General features: G+C 58.6%; 19 protein-coding genes. 14 read left to right on the top strand and 5 right to left on the bottom strand.

Going from position 1 to position 20,653, the window contains the following annotated elements; translation table 11 throughout:
* Positions 1–72: 72 nt before the first annotated feature.
* A complete protein-coding gene (locus tag HDF14_RS09230; protein WP_183975751.1) occupies positions 73–2,187 on the top strand; it encodes a M13 family metallopeptidase in 2,115 nt (704 codons plus the stop codon).
* Between the two features lie 81 nt (positions 2,188–2,268).
* Positions 2,269–3,189 (top strand): DMT family transporter, encoded by a 921-nt coding sequence (locus HDF14_RS09225; RefSeq protein ID WP_183975749.1) that lies wholly within the window; start codon positions 2,269–2,271, stop codon positions 3,187–3,189.
* Between the two features lie 12 nt (positions 3,190–3,201).
* On the opposite strand, the gene HDF14_RS09220 is transcribed toward HDF14_RS09225, so the two are convergent.
* Positions 3,202–4,587 (bottom strand): MATE family efflux transporter, encoded by a 1,386-nt coding sequence (locus HDF14_RS09220; RefSeq protein WP_183975747.1) that lies wholly within the window; start codon positions 4,585–4,587, stop codon positions 3,202–3,204.
* 728 nt (positions 4,588–5,315) lie between these two features.
* Between HDF14_RS09220 and HDF14_RS09215 the strand changes: the two genes are divergently transcribed.
* Together HDF14_RS09215 and HDF14_RS09210 are read left to right on the top strand one after the other, a co-directional pair.
* Positions 5,316–6,293: a zinc-dependent alcohol dehydrogenase family protein gene (locus HDF14_RS09215; RefSeq protein ID WP_221304624.1), complete on the top strand. Its 978-nt coding sequence runs from the start codon at positions 5,316–5,318 to the stop codon at positions 6,291–6,293.
* Positions 6,294–6,380: 87 nt separating this feature from the next.
* On the top strand, positions 6,381–6,710 hold the full coding sequence (locus HDF14_RS09210) for an STAS domain-containing protein (protein WP_260698152.1): 330 nt from the start codon (positions 6,381–6,383) through the stop codon (positions 6,708–6,710).
* Between the two features lie 6 nt (positions 6,711–6,716).
* Here HDF14_RS09210 and HDF14_RS09205 read toward each other — a convergent pair whose 3' ends face one another.
* The 4 genes from HDF14_RS09205 to HDF14_RS09190 all read right to left on the bottom strand — a co-directional run bounded on the left by HDF14_RS09205 (position 6,717) and on the right by HDF14_RS09190 (position 11,121).
* Positions 6,717–7,871, bottom strand: a complete 1,155-nt coding sequence (locus tag HDF14_RS09205; RefSeq protein WP_183975743.1) for a DUF1254 domain-containing protein — start codon at positions 7,869–7,871, stop codon at positions 6,717–6,719.
* Positions 7,872–7,936: 65 nt separating this feature from the next.
* Positions 7,937–9,370: a DUF1254 domain-containing protein gene (locus HDF14_RS09200; RefSeq protein ID WP_183975741.1), complete on the bottom strand. Its 1,434-nt coding sequence runs from the start codon at positions 9,368–9,370 to the stop codon at positions 7,937–7,939.
* A gap of 89 nt (positions 9,371–9,459) precedes the next feature.
* Positions 9,460–10,716, bottom strand: a complete 1,257-nt coding sequence (locus HDF14_RS09195; RefSeq protein ID WP_183975739.1) for a threonine synthase — start codon at positions 10,714–10,716, stop codon at positions 9,460–9,462.
* Between the two features lie 192 nt (positions 10,717–10,908).
* A complete protein-coding gene (locus HDF14_RS09190; RefSeq protein ID WP_183975737.1) occupies positions 10,909–11,121 on the bottom strand; it encodes a hypothetical protein in 213 nt (70 codons plus the stop codon).
* 298 nt (positions 11,122–11,419) lie between these two features.
* Here HDF14_RS09190 and HDF14_RS09185 point away from each other — a divergent pair, with 298 nt between their 5' ends.
* From HDF14_RS09185 to HDF14_RS09140, 10 genes are all read left to right on the top strand, one after another.
* A complete protein-coding gene (locus HDF14_RS09185) occupies positions 11,420–12,397 on the top strand; it encodes an HAD-IIB family hydrolase (RefSeq protein WP_183975736.1) in 978 nt (325 codons plus the stop codon).
* 64 nt (positions 12,398–12,461) lie between these two features.
* Complete coding sequence (locus HDF14_RS09180) at positions 12,462–13,166, top strand: lytic transglycosylase domain-containing protein (protein WP_183975735.1); 705 nt, start codon at positions 12,462–12,464, stop codon at positions 13,164–13,166.
* 33 nt (positions 13,167–13,199) lie between these two features.
* A complete protein-coding gene (locus tag HDF14_RS09175; protein WP_183975734.1) occupies positions 13,200–14,252 on the top strand; it encodes a lysylphosphatidylglycerol synthase transmembrane domain-containing protein in 1,053 nt (350 codons plus the stop codon).
* 196 nt (positions 14,253–14,448) lie between these two features.
* Positions 14,449–14,922 (top strand): transcriptional regulator NrdR, encoded by a 474-nt coding sequence (gene nrdR, locus HDF14_RS09170; protein WP_183975733.1) that lies wholly within the window; start codon positions 14,449–14,451, stop codon positions 14,920–14,922.
* A 3-nt stretch (positions 14,923–14,925) separates the two neighbouring features.
* Positions 14,926–15,972, top strand: coding sequence for an isocitrate/isopropylmalate dehydrogenase family protein (locus tag HDF14_RS09165; RefSeq protein ID WP_183975732.1), 1,047 nt, complete (start codon positions 14,926–14,928; stop codon positions 15,970–15,972).
* 55 nt (positions 15,973–16,027) lie between these two features.
* Entirely contained in the window at positions 16,028–16,834 is an 807-nt protein-coding gene (locus tag HDF14_RS09160) for a beta-sandwich domain-containing protein (RefSeq protein ID WP_260698151.1), read from the top strand.
* Between the two features lie 45 nt (positions 16,835–16,879).
* Positions 16,880–17,245 (top strand): hypothetical protein, encoded by a 366-nt coding sequence (locus HDF14_RS09155; protein ID WP_183975731.1) that lies wholly within the window; start codon positions 16,880–16,882, stop codon positions 17,243–17,245.
* 147 nt (positions 17,246–17,392) lie between these two features.
* Positions 17,393–18,514, top strand: a complete 1,122-nt coding sequence (gene asd, locus HDF14_RS09150) for an aspartate-semialdehyde dehydrogenase (RefSeq protein WP_183975730.1) — start codon at positions 17,393–17,395, stop codon at positions 18,512–18,514.
* A gap of 26 nt (positions 18,515–18,540) precedes the next feature.
* Positions 18,541–19,944: a lysine-sensitive aspartokinase 3 gene (gene lysC, locus HDF14_RS09145; protein WP_183975729.1), complete on the top strand. Its 1,404-nt coding sequence runs from the start codon at positions 18,541–18,543 to the stop codon at positions 19,942–19,944.
* A gap of 10 nt (positions 19,945–19,954) precedes the next feature.
* Complete coding sequence (locus tag HDF14_RS09140) at positions 19,955–20,641, top strand: 4-hydroxy-tetrahydrodipicolinate reductase (RefSeq protein ID WP_183975727.1); 687 nt, start codon at positions 19,955–19,957, stop codon at positions 20,639–20,641.
* The last annotated feature ends 12 nt before the right edge of the window (positions 20,642–20,653 follow it).

Genomic DNA, 20,653 nt, shown 5'->3' with positions numbered 1-20,653 from the left:
TGCGTAAATAATGGCCTGCATTGGATTGGTGATACAAAGGCTGCAGAAATTCTCCGAGAAAAGGAAGACGAAATGTTGAACGCATGGACTTTGGGAGTGCCCGACAGAACGAGACGACGCGCTGGGCTAAGCGTATTGATTGCACTGGCTACGGCTGGCACCGGCGTTACCGGATTTGCACAGACGAAGCTGGTGAATGACAGCAGCAAGCCGACCGAGGTCTATTTGCCGATTCCCGGGTTCGATACGACCTCGCTGGATACTTCGGCGGACCCCTGCAATGACTTTTACAAGTTTGCCTGCGGGAAGTTCGCGGCGAACCATCCGATTCCTGCGGACCAGGCTGGCGTGGATCAGTTTTATGCGCTGTATAACGTCAACACTCAGTCGCTGAATGGGATTTTGAACAAAGCGGCTGCTGGCGGGGCGGGGCGGTCGCCGGATGAGCAGAAGATCGGGGACTACTACAAAGCGTGTATGGATACCGACGCCATCGAAGCGAAGGGAGTGACGCCGATTGAGCCCCTGCTGCGTGAGATCGATGCCGTGAAGAGCAAGGCTGAACTGCCGCCGCTGATTGGGAAGCTGCAGCGCATAAGCGTGAATGCGTTCTTCGGTTACGGCGAGCAGCAGGACTTCAAGGATGCCACGAAGCAGATTGCGTTTGTAGGACAGGGTGGCCTTGGGTTGCCGGAGAAGGATTATTACCTTCGCACGGGAGCGAAAGACGTTGAGCTGCGAGAGCAGTATGTAGCGCATGTGGCGAAGATGCTGGAGCTGGCGGGGACCGCGCCGGAGAAGGCGAAGATGGATGCTCAGGCGATCATGGCGTTCGAGACGGAGTTGGCCAAGGCATCGATGGGCGTGACGGAGATGCGGGATCCGGAGAAGACCTACCATCTGCAGCCGATTGCGACGTTCGAGGGCACGATGCCGGGTTTTAAGTTCGGAGAATTTGAGAGTGCGGTGCATTCGCCAAAGGTCAGCGAGATTAATAATTCAACCCCGGATTTCTTTCCTGCACTGATGAAGGAGATTGATGCGACTAGCCTCGAAACGCTGAAGGCCTATCTGCGATACCAGGTGCTGACGACTTATGCGGGCAGACTGCAGAAGGAGTTCGATGCGGAGAACTTTGATTTTTACGGGCGCAAGCTGAATGGACAGCCGGAGCAGGCGGCGCGCTGGAAGCGCTGCTCGAACTCGGTGAATGGCGCGCTGGGCGAGGCTTTGGGCAAGGTGTACGTGGAACAGTACTTCGCCGGAGATAGCAAAGCGAAGATGGTGGAGATGGTTGCTGACATCGAAGCGGCCATGGGCCGGGATATCGATCAACTTGAGTGGATGTCGGCTGCGACGAAGACGCGGGCGAAGGAGAAGCTGCACGAAGTCACGAACAAGATTGGCTATCCCGACAAGTGGCGAGATTACTCCAAGCTAGAGGTCAAACCGGATGACGCTTTGGGGAATTCGCAACGAGCGGACGCATTCGAGAATGACCGTCAGCTGGCGAAGATCGGGCAGCCAGTGAATATCTTTGAATGGGATCTAACGCCTCCAACGGTGAATGCGAACTACGATCCAAGCATGAATACGATTAACTTCCCTGCCGGCATTCTGCAGCCTTCGTTCTACGATCCGAAGCAGGATGATGCGACGAACTATGGGCATATCGGCGCGGTGATTGGACATGAACTGACGCATGGCTTCGACGATGAGGGGAAGAAGTTTGACGGTAAGGGCAACCTGAGCGATTGGTGGACGCCGGAGGATACGAAGAACTTCGTGGCTCGGACGGACTGCCTGGAGAATGAGTATGGCAACTTCATCGCCGTTGATGATGTGAAGGTGAATGGCAAGCTGACGTTGGGCGAGAACACGGCGGACAATGGTGGGCTGGTGCTGGCTTATATGGCGTATCTCGATCGCGCGAAGAAGGAAGGTGTGGATCTGGCGGCGAAGAAGGATGGATACACCGCGCCGCAGAGGTTCTATATCGGCTTTGCGCAGAACTGGTGCGAGAACTCACGGCCGGAGCAGACGCGGACGCAGGTGTTGACGGATCCGCATTCACCGGATCACTTCCGCGCAAATGGCGCGATTGTGAATCAGCCTGGGTTTGCAGCGGCGTTTGGCTGCAAGCAGGGGACTCCGATGGTGCCTGCGAAGAGCTGCCGCGTCTGGTAAACGCTTAGGTTTGGAGGTGCTGCGGGAGAGAGGGCTTCGGCTTTCTCTCCCCTTCGCTTTTAAGTGTGCGAGAGTGGAAGGATGGTGGTTTTAGAGAAGAGACGGGCGCTAGGGTTTGCGGCGTGTGCGCTGGCGAGTTCGTTGTGGGGTTGCGGGTTTTTCTTCGGCAAGATTGCGCTTGCTGAGATGAACTTTGCGCATATGGTGCTGTACCGTTTTCTGTTTGCGATGGTGGTGTTGTTGCCACTGCTGGTGACGCATCGTCCGGGGTTGAATGGCCGGGAGTGGGGGGTGTTGCTGGTGGCTTCGTTTCTCGGGGTGCCGCTGCAGTTTCTGATTCAGTTTTATGCACTGTCGATTACGACGGTGAGCCACGCTGCTCTGATGGTGGGGACGATGCCGGTCATTCTAGCGGTGGGGGCGGCGGTGTTTGCGCATGAGCGGATGGATTGGGTCGGATGGGCGGCGCTGGCGGGGTCAACGTGCGGGGCGGCGCTGATTGCGCTCGGTGGTGGTTTGCATGCGAAGGGTGGAGCGACGCTGGCGGGAGATGCGTTAGTGGTGGTTTCGTTGATGATTGCGCTGTTCTGGATTCTTTTCAATAAGCAATTGATGGGTCGGCACTCGCATATTGTGGTGACGACGTATGGGTTGTTGCTTGGGACCTTAATGCTGATGATTTGGGTGCCGGTGCGTTATGGGATGCCGCCGGTGGCGGGGGTATCGGTGAAGGCGTGGCTGGCACTGGCGGGGAGTGGAGTGCTTTGTACGGCTACGACTACGCTGCTGTGGAATTGGGGCATGACCCAGGTTCCGGCGTCGCAGGCTGGAGTGCTGTTGAATATGGAACCTTTGATTGGGAGTCTGCTGGGGGTGTTGGTGTTGGGGGAGCGGTTGGGGCCCAGCGCGTGGGTGGGGGGCGGATTGATTCTTGCTTCGGCGGTGACGTTGACGACGCGGTCGAAGACGAGGGTGCGCGAGGATATGGCGCTGGCTGGTTGAGCGTATTGCGCGCTAGTTGTTGGTGGTGATTGGCTCGTGGGTCAGGTTTGAGGATTCGAGTTTTTTTGTGGTGTGTCTCCAGATGAGGGTGAGGGTGGTGCCAGCCACCATGAGACCGACGCAGAGGCCCATCCAGAGGCCGACGGCTCCGTAGTGAAGATGGAAGCCGAAGAGGTATCCGATGGGGAGACCGATGATCCAGTAGCCGACGATGTGGACGGCTAGGCCCGCGTGAGTGTTGCCAGCGCCACGGAGAGAGCCGGTAGCGGTGATCTGGAGCCCGTCGAAGAATTGGAAGATGGCTGCGACGAGGAGTAAAGGGATGGTGGCGGTGATGACACCTCTGTCGATTGTGAAGCTGCTGGCGATGGCTCGGGGAAAGAGCAGGAGGACGGCGGAGAAGCAGGCCATGACGCAGGCGCCAAGAAGGATTGCGGCCCAGCCGGCCGAGGCGGCTTCCTCGGGGGCTTTGCGCCCGATGCCCTGCCCTACCCGGACTGCTGCGGCGGCAGAGATGGCGAAGGGAACCATGAAGGTGAAGCTGGCGCAGTTGAGCGCGATCTCGTGTCCGGCAAGTGGAAGTCGGCCCATGAACCCGATGAGGAAGGTGACAGTGGCGAAGATGGAGATTTCGACGAAGATCTGAGCGCCAGCAGGTGCTCCGAGGAGAGCGAGTCGACGGAGGCGGCGGGGCTCGAAGTGGCGGGACATGCTGCTGAGGCCGTAGCGGTGGCGGCGCTCGATTTGCCAGAGCGAGATGACCATGAAGAGCGCGAGGTAGCAGCGGGAGAAGGAGGTGGCAAGCCCGGAGCCAGTAACTCCGAGGGCTGGGATGTGGATGGCGCCCCAGGAGTGGCCGTAGATGAGGAGCCAGTTTCCGCAGACGTTGATGACGTTTGCTGTGACCAGGGCGGCGGCGATGGGGCGGACGTGGTTGAAGGCCTGAAGGTAGCGGCGGAGGGTGAAGTAAAGGAAGAGCGCGGGTGTGCCGTAGTTGAGTGCGCGGAGGAAGGAGACTGAGCCGGTGAGGACGGCGTGGTCGATCGGCAGACGCATCATGAGGATGGGAGCGCAGAAGACGATGAGTACGAGGGTGAGAGCGAGACCCGCGGCGAGGATGAGGCCGTGCAGGAGCCAGCGATTGGCCTCATCGAAATGGCCGGCACCGTGGGACTGCGAGAGGTAGGTGTCGAGGCCGAGGAGGATGCCAGCGATGCCAAAAGCGATGGTGTTGTAAAGAACCTGACCGAGGGCGGCGGAGGAGATCGCGAGGGCGGGGTTGGCCATGTGTCCGACCATGACAGTGTCGACGATGCCCATGGACATCCAGCCGAGTTCGGCGAGGATGAGCGGGAGGGCGAGCGTGAGCACGGGCCGGATTTGCTGCCGAACGGACATTTGTTTTTAGAACCTCCCCCCTCCCCTTACGGGGTATTTTGCACGTAAGTTGTTTGCTGTCTTCAGGATAGACGGATACGCCCTCTGCAAAATATTCATTACAGAAGGGTTACGACTAAAATACTTGTTTTGTGCAGGTTACGAGGCCCAAATGATGTCGTAAAAAAACAGAGACCCCGGATTCGTGCCGGGGTCCTGTTTTACATCTGTTACCAGTATAGCTGGTTGAGGGAAACTCATACGCCACGCAAATGCGCTTGTCTGGCGCGGGGATTCGTGAGTTCAGGGGTTGACAGCTTTTGCTCGAGATAGTTTTGGACAAGGAAAAGCCGTCCCTCCCGAGGACGGCCTTTCTTTTAGATCCAGATGGCTTGCTGTATCTGGATAAATCGTCAGTTTGAAGCTGCCTTACGCTTGCCAGTCCGGCCCGAACATACGATGAGGCCAGCTTTGCCGTTGTGGCAGTTGGATTGCTATATCAAAGGGTGCAATCGAAAGGCCAATTCTCCCTTTATTGTTTTTCGGGCCGTTTCCGCAGATTGACATTGAAACGTAACAATTTGTGTGCGTTATGTTGCAGTGAGTGGGGAAAGAGATTTTCCAGCTATCGGGACCCCTCGTGTTTGCGTCAGTCAGAGAGAGTCGGAGAGACGGACGTAAGCCGCCCATCGGTGACACGTAACTGTGGCACCCCCAGTTTTTTCAAATTTGCGATGAGAGAGAACGCTATGCGCGCTTACGTTGTTGAACGCCCTGAAGCAGGTTTTACGGCGGTGGATCTTCCCTGCCCTGCGCCCTCCGCAGGTCAGGTGCTGGTGCGTGTGCTTGCTAGTGGAGTGAATCCTCTGGACACGAAGATTCGTGCGGGGAAGGCGCCTCATGCAAAGCAGCCGCTGCCTGCGGTGCTTGGTCTGGATATGGCTGGGATGGTCGAAGAGGTGGGTTCGGGAGTGACGGCGTTCCGGCCGGGCGATGCGGTGTATGGCATGGTGGGCGGCGTGGGTGGACTGCAGGGGACGCTGGCTGAGTTTGTGGTCGCGAATGAGGATCTGGTTGCGCTGAAGCCTGAGTCGCTTTCGATGCGCGAGGCTGCGGCGTTGCCGTTGATTACGATTACGGCCTGGGAGGGGTTGGTCGATCACGCGAAGGTGCATGCGGGACAGAAGGTGCTGGTGCATGCGGGTGCGGGTGGAGTGGGTCATGCGGCGGTGCAGCTTGCGAAGGCGCTGGGTGCGGAAGTATTTGCGACGGTTTCTGCGGAGAAGCGGAAGGTCGTTGAGGAGTTTGGCGCAACGGCAATCGACTATCGTGTGCTTTCAACGGAGCAGTATGTGGAGATGTATACGGGAGGTGCAGGGTTCGACGTGGTCTACGACACGGTGGGAGGGGCGACGATCGATGCTTCGTTTGCTGCGGTGAAGCGCTACACGGGCCATGTGGTGAGTTGCCTGGGATGGAGCACGCACTCGCTGGCTCCGCTCTCGTTTCGTAGCGCGACGTACTCAGGTGTGTTTACGCTGACGCCGCTACTGACTGGACTGGGGCAGGCGCATCATGGCGAGATTCTGAGTGAAGCGGCTGCGCTGGCGGAGGGAGACAAGCTGAGGCCACTGATGAACGCGCGGCAATTTACCGCGGCGGACCTTGATGACGCTTATGCGTTGGTGGAGTTGGGGGCTCAGGGCAAAGTGGTGATTGAGTTCTGAAGCGATGAGGCGGGTTTCAGGATTTACACGTCTGTAATCTACGGCCGGCGTGGCTTGCCTACACTTTCAACTATGCTTGATCAACCGTTGACTCATAGTTTTACGCCCGGAAAGAGCGAGGGGACGACGATCCTGAAGCTCGAGGGGCCGCTGACCTTGTCTTCCATCTTCGGGTTTCAGAACGAGTTTCGTACCCATACGCCGCAGGTGATGATTGTGGATCTGAGCGAGAGTCCGTATATGGATTCGGCTGGGCTGGGGTTGCTGATGAACTACTATGTGGCAGCTGAGAGCCATGGCCGGAAGCTGCTGCTGGCGGGGGCGAATGAGCGGATTGTGTCGCTGCTGGAGATGACGAAGGTGCACAAGGTTCTGAAGACCTTTCCGACGGTGGAAGCGGCTGAGGCTAGTCTGTAGCGTCGCTCAAGGTATTGGTTTCGCTTCGGGGAACTTCCATTTTCCGCTTAAGATCTCGGCGCGTGGACGGTAGAGGCGGACCATGTAGTTCCAGCCGGACATGATGGGCAGGCAGTTGGGGATCTTGCCGTCGCATCCTCCGAACTGTACGGTGACGGAGCCGTCACTGTCCTTCTTCGCGGTCAGGTTGTCAAGGGTGTAGGCGTTGTAGGGATTTTGCTCGAAGTAGCCCTTTCCGTTGTAGAGGCTGATGGACCAGAAGCCGTCGACAGGTACGTCGTTGGCGACGTGAAGCTGGTAGACGGTTTTGCCGTCGTTCTGCTTGGGAACGATGTTGAGATAGAGGGCGTCCTTTTCAGGATTGCCTCCCCAGGCGGATGCGGCTCCGATGAGATGGCGGACGGGCTGGGTTTGGTCTTTGGTGCCGAACATGTAGTGCGTGTCAGGAAGGCCCTGGGCGAGGAGGAGCAGAGCCTCGCGCACTTTCTTCTGGCTGGCGAGATCCCACTTCGGAGCTTCGAAGGTGCCGGGGCTCTTCTGTGTGACTTTGATCGCGTCCTGCAGGGTGTGGACCTGGTCGAGATCTTGCGGGCTGTTGGGGTCGACGAGAGTGCGTACGGCTACGATGCCATACCGGGTTCCGATTTTGTCTTTGGTGAAGGTGTAGACTCCCTTGCCGTAGACGACCATCGGGGTGTACTCGTCCTGGTTGATGACCTGCATGGACATGAAGCGCTGGCCCGCGTCGGGGAGGGTGATGGTGACTGGGCCGGCGTCGAGATCGAATACGGCGGCGGAGTAGAGGGTGTCGCGATTGAGCCGGATTACGGTTTGATTGTCGAGCGGGGCGGGAGTGCGGTCATGGATAAACTTTCCGAGGGCTCCGCGCTTGAGGGCCTGAGCGCCGAAGTAAAGGTCGGACTCGGCGCGAACGAAGTTGTCGGCGGTGACGGGTGTGCAGTCGGAACATGAGGGAATTTCGGGTTGTGGTGGTTTTTCGGCTGCTGTATTTTCGGCTGCTGTGGAGGCCGTGGGCGCGGGGGCTGGATTTTGCTGGCAACCTGCGAGAAGCAGAAGCGATGCGGCGGGGATCAGGAGGAGACTCCTGGATGCGGATTTGTAACTGCGTTTGAAAGACTTCTCTGTTTGGATCGTTTGCATCTCGGGTCTCCTGCGATTTGTGATCGTTGCGGTTCGCGGATGATTGCGGGTTCTATGGTCGAGAATTATTTGAGGGGGACGGGTTGCATCTGGGGCTTCTTCCAGGTGCCGTTGAGGACTGCTTCGCCGGGCATGTAGACGCGGTAGATGGCGTAGAAGGGGCCGTCGGGCGCTGGGAGCCAGTTGGACTCCTTGTCTTTGCCGGGGGAGTTTTTCTGGATGTAGAAGGTGAGCGAGCCGTCGGGGGCGTACTTGTAGGACTTGAGCGTGGTGGAGTTGAGCAGGTAGCGCTTGAGTGGGTTGGCGACGAGGAGCTGGGTCTTGCCGTCGTACATGGTGAGGGACCAGAAGGCGTGGTTTTCTGGGATTCCGCCTTTGGCGAAGTGCAGCTCGTAGGTGCTCTTTGAGGCGTCGAGAGGGTGGTGGTCGGCGTCGGCGAAGTAGCCGAAGTAGATGGCGTCGGCGCCTGAGTTGCCGTAGAGGCCTAGTTTGGCTCCGGCGAAGCGGTAGACGTAGTTGTTCTTGAGGAAGTCGCGGGTACCAAACATCTGGGCGCTGGAGATCTGGTCGGTGTTGACTTTCTTGATGATGCCGTCGATCTCGGCGCTGGTTTCGGCGATGCCGTCGTTGATGGCTTGCTGGGTGGGTGGGGTGAAGGTGGCGAGCTCGAAGGTTTTGCCTGCGCCGATGTTGAGTTTGGCGAAGCGTGTCATGAGGTCGGTCTCAGACGGGTCGGTGGGGCAGAACTGGAGGAGGAAGTTGACGTAGGGGAAGATGGCGGGAGATGGGGTGGTGATGAGGTCGGGGGTGGGCTTGGGCCAGTTGACGGCTGGGGCAGCGGGTGGGGCTGGCAGGTGGAGGTAGGTGCTGAGCGGCACGGCGTGGTAGCCGGATTGGATCTTGCGGACATTGTTGATGTCGGCGGCGTTGAAGAGCTGGGTGCGGATGAGGAGATAAGCGAACTGCGTCTGGGCGTGGAGGACGGCTTTGATGCCGGGGGGAGTTCCGCCATTCCAGGCGGGGCCGGCGATGAGGAAGTTGCCGCCGTCGTTGCCGTAGCTGCGAGTGCCGAGGTAGGCGAAGTTGAAGGTGTAGAGATCGACGAGCTGGCCGGTGTAGTAACGGTTCTTCTCGATCTTCGGCATGGTGATGACGATGGGCTCGGCGCGGAGGTCCATCCAGACGTAGGAGTAGGGAGTGTCGGAGTTGGGGGTGACGACGAATTTGTCATCGGGCGTGGCTACGTTTTTGGAGTTGGAGAGGGTGTTGAAGGGTGCGCGGTAGTCGGATCCGGTGGTGTCGATGGCCTGCTTGTACATGGTCAGGTAGTTGGCGGCCATGGGGAAGCCGTAGATGTAGGCTTCTTTCGCGATGGCGCGGGCATCGGGCGGGATGGGGCCGCTGGAGGAGTTGTCGGCGGGCTTGCTGCAACCGTTCAAACTGAGGAGGGTGGTGAGGACGATTGCGGCGTTCTTGATGGGAGCGAGACCGAGGGCCATGTGTTCCTCCGTGTCTATGAGCGGGTCGGCTCAGGAACAGGATGATGAGAACACAGGACTGCGGGATGATGAATGAAAAACGTGACGGATTATTGCGGAGTGATGATGCCGCCTACGGGCATGCTGGTGGGGAGGGTGCCGGGGCGCTTGAGGTGCATGGCTTCGGCTGTCATGTCGGTGTACTTGAGGCCGGCGCCGGTGTTGAAGAGGACTACCTTGTCTGTCGGCTTGAGGTCGCCGGCGGCGAGGAGGGCGTCGTAGGCCGCGGTGGCGGCTGCTCCTTCCGGGGAGAGGAAGACGCCTTCGTGTTTGGCGTAGTCGAGGATGCTGGCCAGGATCTGTTCGTCGGTGAACGCGAGGGCGGCGCCGCCGGATTGGCGGACGATGTCGAGGATGATGGCGTCGCCATAGGGCTTGGGAACGCGGAGGCCGGCGGCGAAGGTGGCGGCGTTCTGGAAGAACTCGCTGGCGGGCTTGCCTTCTTCGAAGGCCTTGGCTACGGGGGCGCAACCGCTGGCCTGGAGGGCGTACATCTTTGGGCGCTTGCCGCTTACCCAGCCTAGCTGCTCCATCTCTTCGAAGGCCTTCCACATGCCGATGAGGCCTACTCCGCCGCCGGTGGGGTAGAAGACGGCGTCGGGGTACTGCCAGCCGAGCTGCTCGACGAGCTCGTAGCCCATCGTTTTCTTGCCTTCAACGCGGAAGGGCTCCTTGAGGGTGGAGATGTCGAACCAGACCTGATTGGCGGGAGTGTTGGCGTCGCGCTGGGCCTTGATGTTTTCGCCGACCATGCGGGCGCAGTCGGAGATGAGGCCGTCGACCATGGTGACGTCGGCGCCGTAGACGATGCCTTCGAGATAGTTGGCGAACGGGACGTCCTGCGGCATGAAGATGTGGGCCTTGATGTCGGCGGCAGCGGCGTAGGCGGCGAGTGCTCCAGCGGCATTGCCTGCGGAGGGGACGGCGAGATGCTGGAGGCCGTAGTGTTTGGCCATGGTGACGGCGAGGCCAAGGCCGCGTGCTTTGAAGGTGCCGGTGGGGTTGGCTCCCTCTTCTTTGATGTAGAGGCCGGGGTAACGCTTGCTATGGAGCATGGGCGTCCAGCCTTCACCGAGGGTAACGGGAGTTACGTCGGGAAGGACGCTGGAGTAGCGCCACATGCCGAGGCTCACGGGAGAGGCTGCCGCGCGAGTGGCAATGTCTTCACGCTTCGCGGTCTGGCGGAGCTTGTCCATGTCGTAGCGGACGTAGAGTGAGCCGGCGCAGAGGGGACAGAGAGTTTGAGGGGTTTCGGCAGAGACGTGATGGTGGCAGCGAGAACACTCGAGCGAAGCAATGACAGCCATATATTAGATGTTACCGTAAAAACTCTTCTGGGTGACCTTCCGGCCGGGACCGCTACGCGCGACGCGGTCACTTCGTGACGGGTATACCCCTTCGGTTGGCGCTCCCGTTGGTCGCGAGCAAAAGATATTCCGCCGACCAGCGGGAGGCCAGCCGGTATAGGCCAGCCAGTATAGATGTCACGAAGTGACTCGTCAGTGTCGTTTGAGCCAGCGGCGGGACGAAAAGTCCGTCAAGATGCTTGCCGCGAGGAGCGCGACGCTGATGGCGAAGGCGCTGATGACCCAGTTGAGCTCCATGCGGCCCTTGAGCATGAACCTGTCGAGCAAGGCCAGGACGAGGACCAGAACCGCCGCTTCGGCAAAGAAGGAAGAACAGCGCGGAGCTGCGATGGCGATGAAATCCAAGAGCGGAGAAGGTTTTGCTTGGGGCGGAGCTCCGCTGCCAGGAGGAACCAGCGCAATTCGGTTGAAAGGCTGGTTGGAGGTTTGGGGAGAAGAATCTGGAATTTGCTGCGGTGAGACGCTCCCAAGGGAGGTTAGTACATTTTTGTGAAACATAAACAAGCCTTTGTGGTGTCTGTTACCAGTGTGGCTCAGGGGGCCATGAATGTCACGTGAATTTCTCGTAAATTATAGATATTGAATAGGTTATGGATACTTATACAGCGAAGATGAGAGAATATGCAGGGAAATTGAGGTGGGCATGCGTTTAATCGCAGTAGATATGGACGGAACGCTCGTTGGACCGAATGGGTTGGTGAGCGAAAGAAATCTGGCCGCGATGAAGGCGGCAGAGCAGGCGGGGATGACGGTGGTGGTGGCTACTGGTCGGCGGCACCCGTATGCGATGAGGGTGCTGAGGGGGCTGGGTTTGCGGGAGGAGGACGCGCTGATCAGCTCGAACGGAGCGGTGACGCGGACCGTCGGGGCGAAGCTGCTGGACAGGACGTTACTGCCGCTGGAGACGGCGCGGTGGCTGTGTGGGCATGTGGAGGAGTTTCGCAATGCGCTGGTGGTGACCTTCGATAAGGTGACGGAGGATGGGGAGGATGTGCGCGGGGCGCTGGTGGTGGAGCACTTGGCGGAGCTGAACGCCAGCATTAGCAAATGGGTGGCGGCGAATAAGCCCTATATCGAATGTGTGGTGCCGATTGAAGATGCGCTGGAGGGGGAGGCGCCGATCTCGATGTTGTTGTGTGGAACGATAGAGCGGATGCGGAGGGCGGAAGCGAAGCTTTTGGAGCATCCGGGGGTGTCGGCTGTGGGAGTGTCGCCGCTGCGGAAGGACGAGGTGCGGCGGCTGGAGAATATTGGCCTGGCCCGAGGCGGGATAACACCGCAGGAGCGGGCTTCGGTGGCAGAGGCGGCGTTGCATCGGACGGAGTATCCGGAGCGGGATTTGAGCATGGTGGATATTTTGCCGGCGGGGTGCAGCAAGGGGTCGGCACTGCTGCGGCTCGCGGAGACGCGAGGGGTGAAGGCAGAAGAGATTCTGGCGATTGGGGATAACTGGAATGATGTTTCGATGCTGGAGGTTGCGGGGCGAGCGGTGCTGATGGGGAACGCTCCGGAGGATCTGAAGGCGTTGGCTGGGGACAGAGGGTGGAGGATGGGGCGGCGGCATGATGAGGATGGGGTGGCGGAGGTGATTGAGAGGATGTTGGCGGGTGGTCTTGGATGACCCTATCGTGGGAGTTCAAAGTTGGGTCGATGGCGGGTTGGGGTGGTAGGCTTTGAAGGTGGCAATGTGGATTAAAGCGTTTGTGTTGAGCACGGTGATCGCTGCGGCGTGCCCGTTGGCGCGTGCGGCAGAGCACGTGACGCTTAAGAATGGATTTGAACTGGATTGCGTTCGGCGAGAGGCGGTTGGGGATAAGGTTCGTCTCTATTTTGCGGAAAAACCTGGGGCTGCCGCGAGTTCGAACTACATGGACGTTGCGGCGGATTCGGTGGTTCGGGTGGAGACAGTTGCGGATCTGCCGGAGCCGGTGAACGACGTGAAGGCGCCTTCTGCGGTGACGCTAATGACAGTGCCTACGAAAGAAGAGATGCATGAGATGTTGGCGCATGCGGGTGCGGCGCACAACATTGATGAGGATCTGCTGGCGAGTGTGGTGAGGGCTGAGAGTGGCGGGCAGGTAAGAGCGGTTTCGCGGACAGGCGCGCAGGGGCTGATGCAACTGATGCCTGGCACGGCGAGTGCGATGGGTGTGGAAGATGCGTTTCGGCCGGAGCAGAATATCTCGGGCGGGACGGCATATTTGGATTTAATGCTGACGCGCTATCACGACAATGTGGCGCTGGCGCTGGCGGCCTATAACGCCGGGCCGGGCGCGGTGGATAAGTATCACGGGATGCCTCCGTATCGCGAGACACGGGCATATGTGGCGCGGGTGATTCGCGAGTTTAATCGCCGGAAGCAGATGGCGATGGTTGCTCAGGCACGATAAGACAGCACCAGCTACGGATCAAGAGAGAGATGGATGACCAAGCGTAACGCAGTGGTGTGGGGAGTCGGCGCGGTTGCGCTGGCGGTGCTGGTGTGGCTGTTTCGGACCAGGGTGCAGTTTGATTGGGCCAACTTCTGGCGGCAGCTTCGGTATGTGAGCGTTGGGCACCTCGTCGCTGGAATTGTGCTGATTTACGTTACATTTTTTCTGCGGGCGGTGCGGTGGTCGGTTTTTCTGTCGCCGACGAAGAAGGTCTCGCCTGCTTCCCTGCTGGGTTCGCAGTTTATTGGATTCACTGCGGTGGCGTTGTTTGGACGGCTGGCGGATTTCACTCGGCCTTACCTGGTGGCGCGACGAGTGAATCTGCCGTTGAGCTCCCAGATAGCGGTCTGGACGATTGAGCGCATGTTCGATCTGGGAGCGGCGGCGTTGATCTTTTCGGGGGCGCTGGCTTTCACTCCGAAGGGCCTTCCTCATCATGAGGTATTTGTGAAGGCTGGCGCGTTGAGCATGGGACTTACTCTGGCGATTGCGATCTTTGCGGGTGTGGTGAGGGTTGCGGGTGGGACCGTTGCTTCGTTTGCGCGGGGGACGGTTGGGTTGGTTTCGAAGGCGGCTGGTGAGAGCATCGCTACGAAGATCATCGGGTTTCGCGATGGGCTGAATGCTTTGTCTTCGGCACGGGACTTTGGTGTGGTGACACTGCTGTCGCTGACGATGTGGATGATGATCGGGTTTGGCTATATGGAGACGCTGCACGCGTTTGTGAATACGCCGGAGTTGGCCGGAGTTACGTTTTCGCGGACGATGCTTTTGATGGCGGCGAGCATTGGCGGATCGCTTCTGCAGCTTCCGATTATTGGGTGGTTTACTCAGATTGCGATTACTGCTGCGGCGATGCATACGTTTTTTGGTGCGCCGCTTGAGGCTGCTACTGCTTGTGGTGCTTTGTTGCTGATGGTTACTTTTCTTTGCATTATTCCTACTGGGTTGATCTATTCGCGGGTGGAGCATGTGAGTTTGAAGAAGGTTGCGCAGGAGAGCGAGGCGGCTGGGGTTGCGGTGGTTGAAGGGGATTTGGGGTAGTTTCTCTTGAGTCTTGTCCTGCCGGACGGGCCCACTGCGCTTGTCACCCCACGAACCAAGACCTGTTCGTGGGGACCCCGGTTCGCGCGGTCACTTCGTGACTTGTGTACCTTTCTTGACGAGTGAACGACTCACGGACCTCCCTTTGGTCGGTGGGAAGAGCTTGGTTGTGCGCTGATAGAATCGACTTATTCCGATGAAGTGCCCCTACTGTGGTTTTGCCCAGGACCGAGTTGTCGATTCACGCGAGAGCAAAGATGCGGATTCGATACGCCGACGACGAGAGTGCGAAGGCTGTAACAAGCGATTTACGACGTATGAGCGGATCGACGAGATCCCCTACATGGTGGTGAAAAAAGATGGACGGCGAGAGAAGTTCGACCGGCAGAAGGTGCTGAGTGGGCTGCTGCATGCCTGCGAGAAGAGGCCTGTCGCCGCTGTGAATCTGGAACGGATTGTGGATGAAACTGAGGCCTATGTGGTGGATTCACCGGAGCGTGAGCGGACGACGAACGAGGTCGGCGAGTTGATTATGACGCGTCTAAAGGAGATCGATACGGTTGCGTATATCCGGTTCGCGAGCGTGTATCGGGACTTCAAGGATGTTCGCGAGTTCAAGGAAGAACTGGAAGAGTTGTTGAACGGGAAAGACCCAAAGAAAAGGCGGTAGTGGATGACGGCAGCGAAGAAGACGCACAGGATTACTTTGATTCCGGGCGATGGAATTGGCCCGGAGGTCTCTGGCGCGGTAGTGAAGATTCTTGAGGCTGCGGGTGCAGCGACGGGCGTGGCGTTTGACTGGCATCCCTACGATGCGGGAGCAAATGCGTTCGAGAAGACGGGTGAGTACATTCCGAAGGTGCTGTATGACTCGATCGAGAAGAATCGTGTTGCGCTGAAGGGGCCGGTGACAACGCCGATTGGTGGTGGATTTGCTTCGATCAACGTAACGCTGCGGCAGAAGTTTGAACTGTTTGCCAACTTTCGGCCTGTGAAGAGTCTGCCCGGGTTGAAGACGAACTATCCGAATATCGATCTGGTGATTGTGCGCGAGAACATGGAGGACTTGTACGCTGGGCTCGAGCATGAGGTGGTGCCCGGAGTGGTGCAGGCGTTGAAGATTATTACCGAGAAGGGTTCGACGCGGATTGCTAAGTTTGCGTTTGATTATGCGCGCAAGCATGGGCGCAAAAAGATCCATGCGATTCACAAAGCAAACATCATGAAGCTGTCGGATGGCCTGTTTCTGCGGTGCTGCAGGACGGTATCGGAGGGTTTTCCCGAGGTCGCTTATCACGAGCACATCGTCGATAACACCTGCATGCAGCTGGTGATGAATCCCTATCAATACGATATCTTGCTGACTGAGAATTTGTATGGGGATATTCTGAGCGACCTTTGCAGCGCGTTTGTGGGTGGGCTTGGGTTGGTTCCGGGGGCAAATCTTGGGACTGAATGCGCGATCTTTGAGGCAGTGCATGGATCGGCTCCGGATATTGCAGGGAAGGATATGGCGAATCCGACTGCCCTGCTGCAGAGCGCTGTGCTAATGCTGCATCACATTGATGAGCCGGCGACGGCGGAGCGGGTGCAGGCTGCGCTGGAGCAGGTGTATCGCGAGGGGAAGACTCTGACGAAGGATGTTGGAGGCACGAGCGGTACCAAGGCGTTTGCCGATGCGGTGATGGCTGCGATGGAAGCTCCGGTGGCTGCGGCTTAGGCCTTTGTGTGGTGCGATTGCTGCAGTTTCAAGGAAGAGATTTGAGCGAGGTGGTATGAGGCGGATTTGCGGTTGGTTGGTGGCTGGTGCGGTTGCATGTGGTGCGATGAGTGGATGCAAGCCCAGTGACGCGGTGAAGCATAGCGGCGATAACATTGTGCCAGAGACGTCGAAGATAACGCCGCCGACACCGACGGTGCAACTCGATAAGGCGGCGCTGGGGATGGTGACGGGCACGATCCGTTTTGCCGGGAAGGCTCCGGAGCCTGTGAAGATCGATATGTCGATGGATCCAGTGTGCTCGATGACGGCTGCGGATAACTTTGCTGAGCAGTATGCGGTGAAGGACGGCAAGCTGGGGAATGTTTATGTGTATATCAAGAACGGGCCTCCAGCTGCGATGTTGTTGGGCGGCCCGACGCCTATGCCGGTGGTGCTCGACCAGGTGGGATGCAAGTATGTGCCGCATGTGATTGCGGTGGTACGCGGCGGGTCGGTGGAGTTTAGAAACTCTGACTCGACGATGCATAACATTCACACGATGCCGACGGTGGCTGGGAGTCAGCCGATTGATATTTCGCAGGGGCCAAAGGGTTCGCCGCAGGTGAAGCAGTTCAACCAGCCAGAGGTGATGATTCCGGTGAGGTGCAATAACCATCCCTGGATGAATGCCTTTATCAATGTTTCGGCTACGCCGTTTTTTGCGGTCACAGACGCGGATGGGCATTTTGGGATTAGCGGATTGCCTGCGGGGACGTATACTTTGGCGGCGGTGCACGAGAAGCTGGGCGAGCAGACGATGACGGTGACGGTCGAACCGAAGGGGACGACGAAGGCCGATTTCAGTTTCGGTGCGAAGTAGAAGTTGATCGCGTAACAAAGATCAAAGGACAGCTACGGAGGCAGGATGATTGCAGAATTGGCGGTGTTGGCAGCACAGCATTCGGCGCAGTTTACGGTTGATCTGGCGTTCGTGGTTCATGCGTTGCCGCTTTGGTTTCTGGTGTTTGCTCTGTTTTTGCCTCGGCTCGCGATGGTCGTGGCGTGGTTTCAGGGTTTGCTGGGACCGTTTCACTTCGATCTGACACCACCTCATTTCCAGGGCTTGGTTCCGCTTCTGTTCTGGTTGCTGCTGCCGCGGGCGCTGGTGCTGTATCTGATTTATCAGGATCAGGGGATCCACTTCTGGTTTCTGTTGCATCTGCTGGTGGCCTTGCTGGTGTGGGCGGGCGGTGGGCATCGGATGACGCGGTCGCGGCGGCGGGTCGACTAGATCCTTGTCCTGCCGGACGGGCCTCCTGCGCGGAGCGCGGTCACTTCGTGACTTTTATACCTTGTTTTGGTTGGGTTAGTTGCTCAGCCTTCCTTGGTCGGCTTTTGGGTGAGTGACGGTGTTCGGTCCGCGAGTTATTCTTAGTGGATGGAACGACGCAGGGTTGGCATTCTTGGCGCGACCGGCATGGTCGGGCAGCGATTCATTCAACTTTTGAGCAATCATCCGTGGTTCGAGATTGCGTGGCTGGCGGCGAGCGATCGCAGCGCTGGGAAGACGTACGCCGACGCTTGCAAGTGGAAGCTCGAGACTCCGCTGCCGAAGCGAATTGCGGCGATGACGTTGCAACCGAATGTTCCTGAGGGATCGGCGATTGAGTTGCCGAAGATTATCTTTGCGGCGCTCGATGCTGATGTTGCGCGAGAGCTTGAGCCGAAGTTTGCAGCGGCAGGTTGCGCGGTGATTTCGAACTCGAGCGCGTTCCGGATGACGGCGGACGTGCCGCTGGTAGTCCCGGAGGTGAATTCGGATCATCTTGCGCTGCTGGAGACGCAGAGCTGGCGGAAGGACCACGGTGGGCGTGGTGGGTATATCGTCACGAATCCGAACTGCAGCGCAATTGGGCTGGTGCTTGCATTGAAGCCTCTTGAGGAAAAGTTCGGGATCGAGAGTTTGTTTGTGTCGACGATGCAGGCGGTGAGCGGCGCGGGATACCCAGGGGTGGCATCGCTCGACATTCTGGGGAACGTGGTTCCGTTTATCAAGAATGAAGAGGAGAAGCTGCAGGAGGAGGTCGGCAAGCTGCTGGGTGAGCGGAAGGGCGCGAAGATTGAGTTGCTGGACGCGAAGGTGAGCGCGCATTGCAACCGGGTGGCGGTGGAGGATGGGCATACGGAGTGCGTGAGTATTAAGCTGAAGAAGAAGGCTACGCGAGAGGAGATTCTGGCGGCGTGGAGTGAGTTTCTGCCGCTGGAGGGGCAGCATCTGCCTACGGCTCCCGAGCAGCCTGTGGAGTATGACGAAGGAGTGGATCGGCCGCAGCCTCGTCTGGACAGGATGCGAGGACATGGAATGACGGCGACGGTGGGGCGTTTGCGTGAGTGCACGCTCCTGGATTGGAAGTTTGTGGTGCTGTCGCACAATACGATTCGCGGTGCGGCGGGAGCAGCGGTGTTGAACGCGGAGGTGCTGGCGTTGCTGGGCAAGTTGGATAAGTTGGGAGTTCCATTGCAGACGGTTTCGGCTAAGGCCGTGGCGGTGACGGCTTGAGCGTAGCGCGAGAGAAGTTGGTTGTAATGAAGTTTGGGGGCACGTCAGTAGAAGATGCGCCGGCGATGAAGCGGACGGCGGCGATTGTTCGCGGAAGACGGGAGAAGGGACTGGAGGCTGTCGTTGTTGTTTCGGCGATGGCGAAGGTAACTGATCTGCTGCTGTCGGCTGCTGCGGCTGCGGGCCGTGGGGATAAAGCTGGAGCGCTGGCGATTGGGGCTCGGCTGAGGCATCGGCATATCGACACATCGAGCACGTTGCTGGATGGGCAGCGGTGTGTACGGGTTCAGCAGGTGCTGCATCAGGAGTTCGATGCGCTTGACGATCTGCTGCGGGGGATTGCTGCGGTGGGAGAGTTGACGCCTCGCACGAACGACCTGGTTGTGAGCTTTGGGGAGCGGCTGTCGAGCAAGATGATGGCTGAGACGCTGGAGCATCAGGGCCTGGAAGGCGTGCATGTGGATGCCCGGACCTGCATCATTACGGATGCTAGCTACGGCAAGGCCGTGCCGCAGGACGCTGCGATTGAAGCGAAGCTGGCTGAGATCGTGCTGCCGCTCATTCAAGCCGGGAAGACGCCGGTGATGGGAGGATTCATTGGTTCGACCGCCGATGGGATTACGACCACGCTAGGGCGCGGCGGCAGCGACTTCACCGCTTCCCTTGTAGGTGGTGGAATGCACGCGGGCGCGATCGAGATCTGGACGGACGTGAATGGAATTATGACGACCGACCCGAGGATCTGCCCGGATGCGCTGCGGGTGAAGACGATCAGCTTTGAAGAGGCTGCGGAGCTGGCTTACTTCGGCGCGAAGGTGCTTCATCCGGCGACGATTCTGCCAGCGGTGCAGAAGAGTATTCCGGTGTGGGTGCTGAACTCGCGCAATGCGGAAAATGAAGGCACGAAGATTACTGCGATGGCGGCGAGGTGCGCGAGCCCTTTTAAGAGCATTGCGGCGAAGAAGCGGCTGACGATTATTGATGTCGTTGCGAGCCGAATGTTGATGTCGCATGGGTATTTGAAGGCGGTGTTCGATGTCTTCGATAAGTACAAGTGCGCGATCGATATGGTTTCGACGAGCGAGGTGAGTATCTCGCTAACTGTTGACAGCAATCAGCAGCTACCGGAGATCTGTGCGGAGCTGGCGAAGATTGCTGATGTGAAGATGGAAGGACACAAGGCTCTGGTGTGCCTGGTGGGCGAGGATATTCGCGGACACAATGGCATTGCGGGACAGGTGTTTTCGGCGATCAGTCATGTGAATGTGCGGATGATCTCGCAGGGTGCGAGCGAGATCAACATGAGCTTCATGATTGATGAAGAAGATGTGGAAGAGGCTGTGCGGAGTCTGCATAACCACTTTTTTGCGAACCCGGATGAGACGGTGTTCGATGTTGTGAACCGGGTTCAGCTTGAGAGCAAGGCTTAGGAAGGAATCAATGCGGGTTCTGGTGTTGGGGATGGGAAAGACAGGCAAACTGGTGGCAACGGTTGCGGCGGAACGCGGGCATAGTGTGAATGTGCTGGATGCGAAGGAGAATGCGGGAGCCTCGGCGCTGACTCCGCCGTTTGTTTCGGGGTTCGATGTGGTGATTGATTTCACTACGCCAGAGGCGACGATTCAGAACATGCGGGCGTGCCTTGCTACCGGCGCGAAGATGGTGATTGGAACCACGGGGTGGTACGAGAAGCTCAATGACATGCGCGGGCTGGCGGAGCGGAAGCAGGCTGGTCTGCTGTATGGGACCAACTTTTCTGTCGGCGTGCAGGTGATGTTTCGCCTGGCAAAGACGATGGGAGCCGATCTGAAGAAGGCTGGATATGCGTTCTCGATTGCGGAGACGCATCACGCAAGCAAGCTGGACTCGCCTTCGGGCACGGCGATCACCTTGGCGAAGGTGGTTGAGGCGGCGGCTGGTGTGTCGGAGGTGCCGGTGGAGGCGAGGCGCGAGGGAGATGTGATGGGATTGCATACGCTGACTGCTACGAGCGATGCGGACCGGTTGGTGTTGACGCATGAAGCGTTTTCGCGGCGAGGGTTTGCCGAGGGTGCGGTGAGGGCGGCGGAGTGGTTGGCTTCGCGAACGGGATGCTACGACTTTCAGGATGTTTACACCGAGGTTTAGTAGTTGCGAGGA

The sequence above is a fragment of the Tunturiibacter gelidiferens genome, assembly GCF_014201335.1.
Classification (GTDB): Bacteria; Acidobacteriota; Terriglobia; order Terriglobales; family Acidobacteriaceae; genus Edaphobacter; species Edaphobacter lichenicola_E.
Note: the sequence above shows the minus strand (reverse complement) of the source record. Positions and strands in the feature narration are given on the sequence as shown.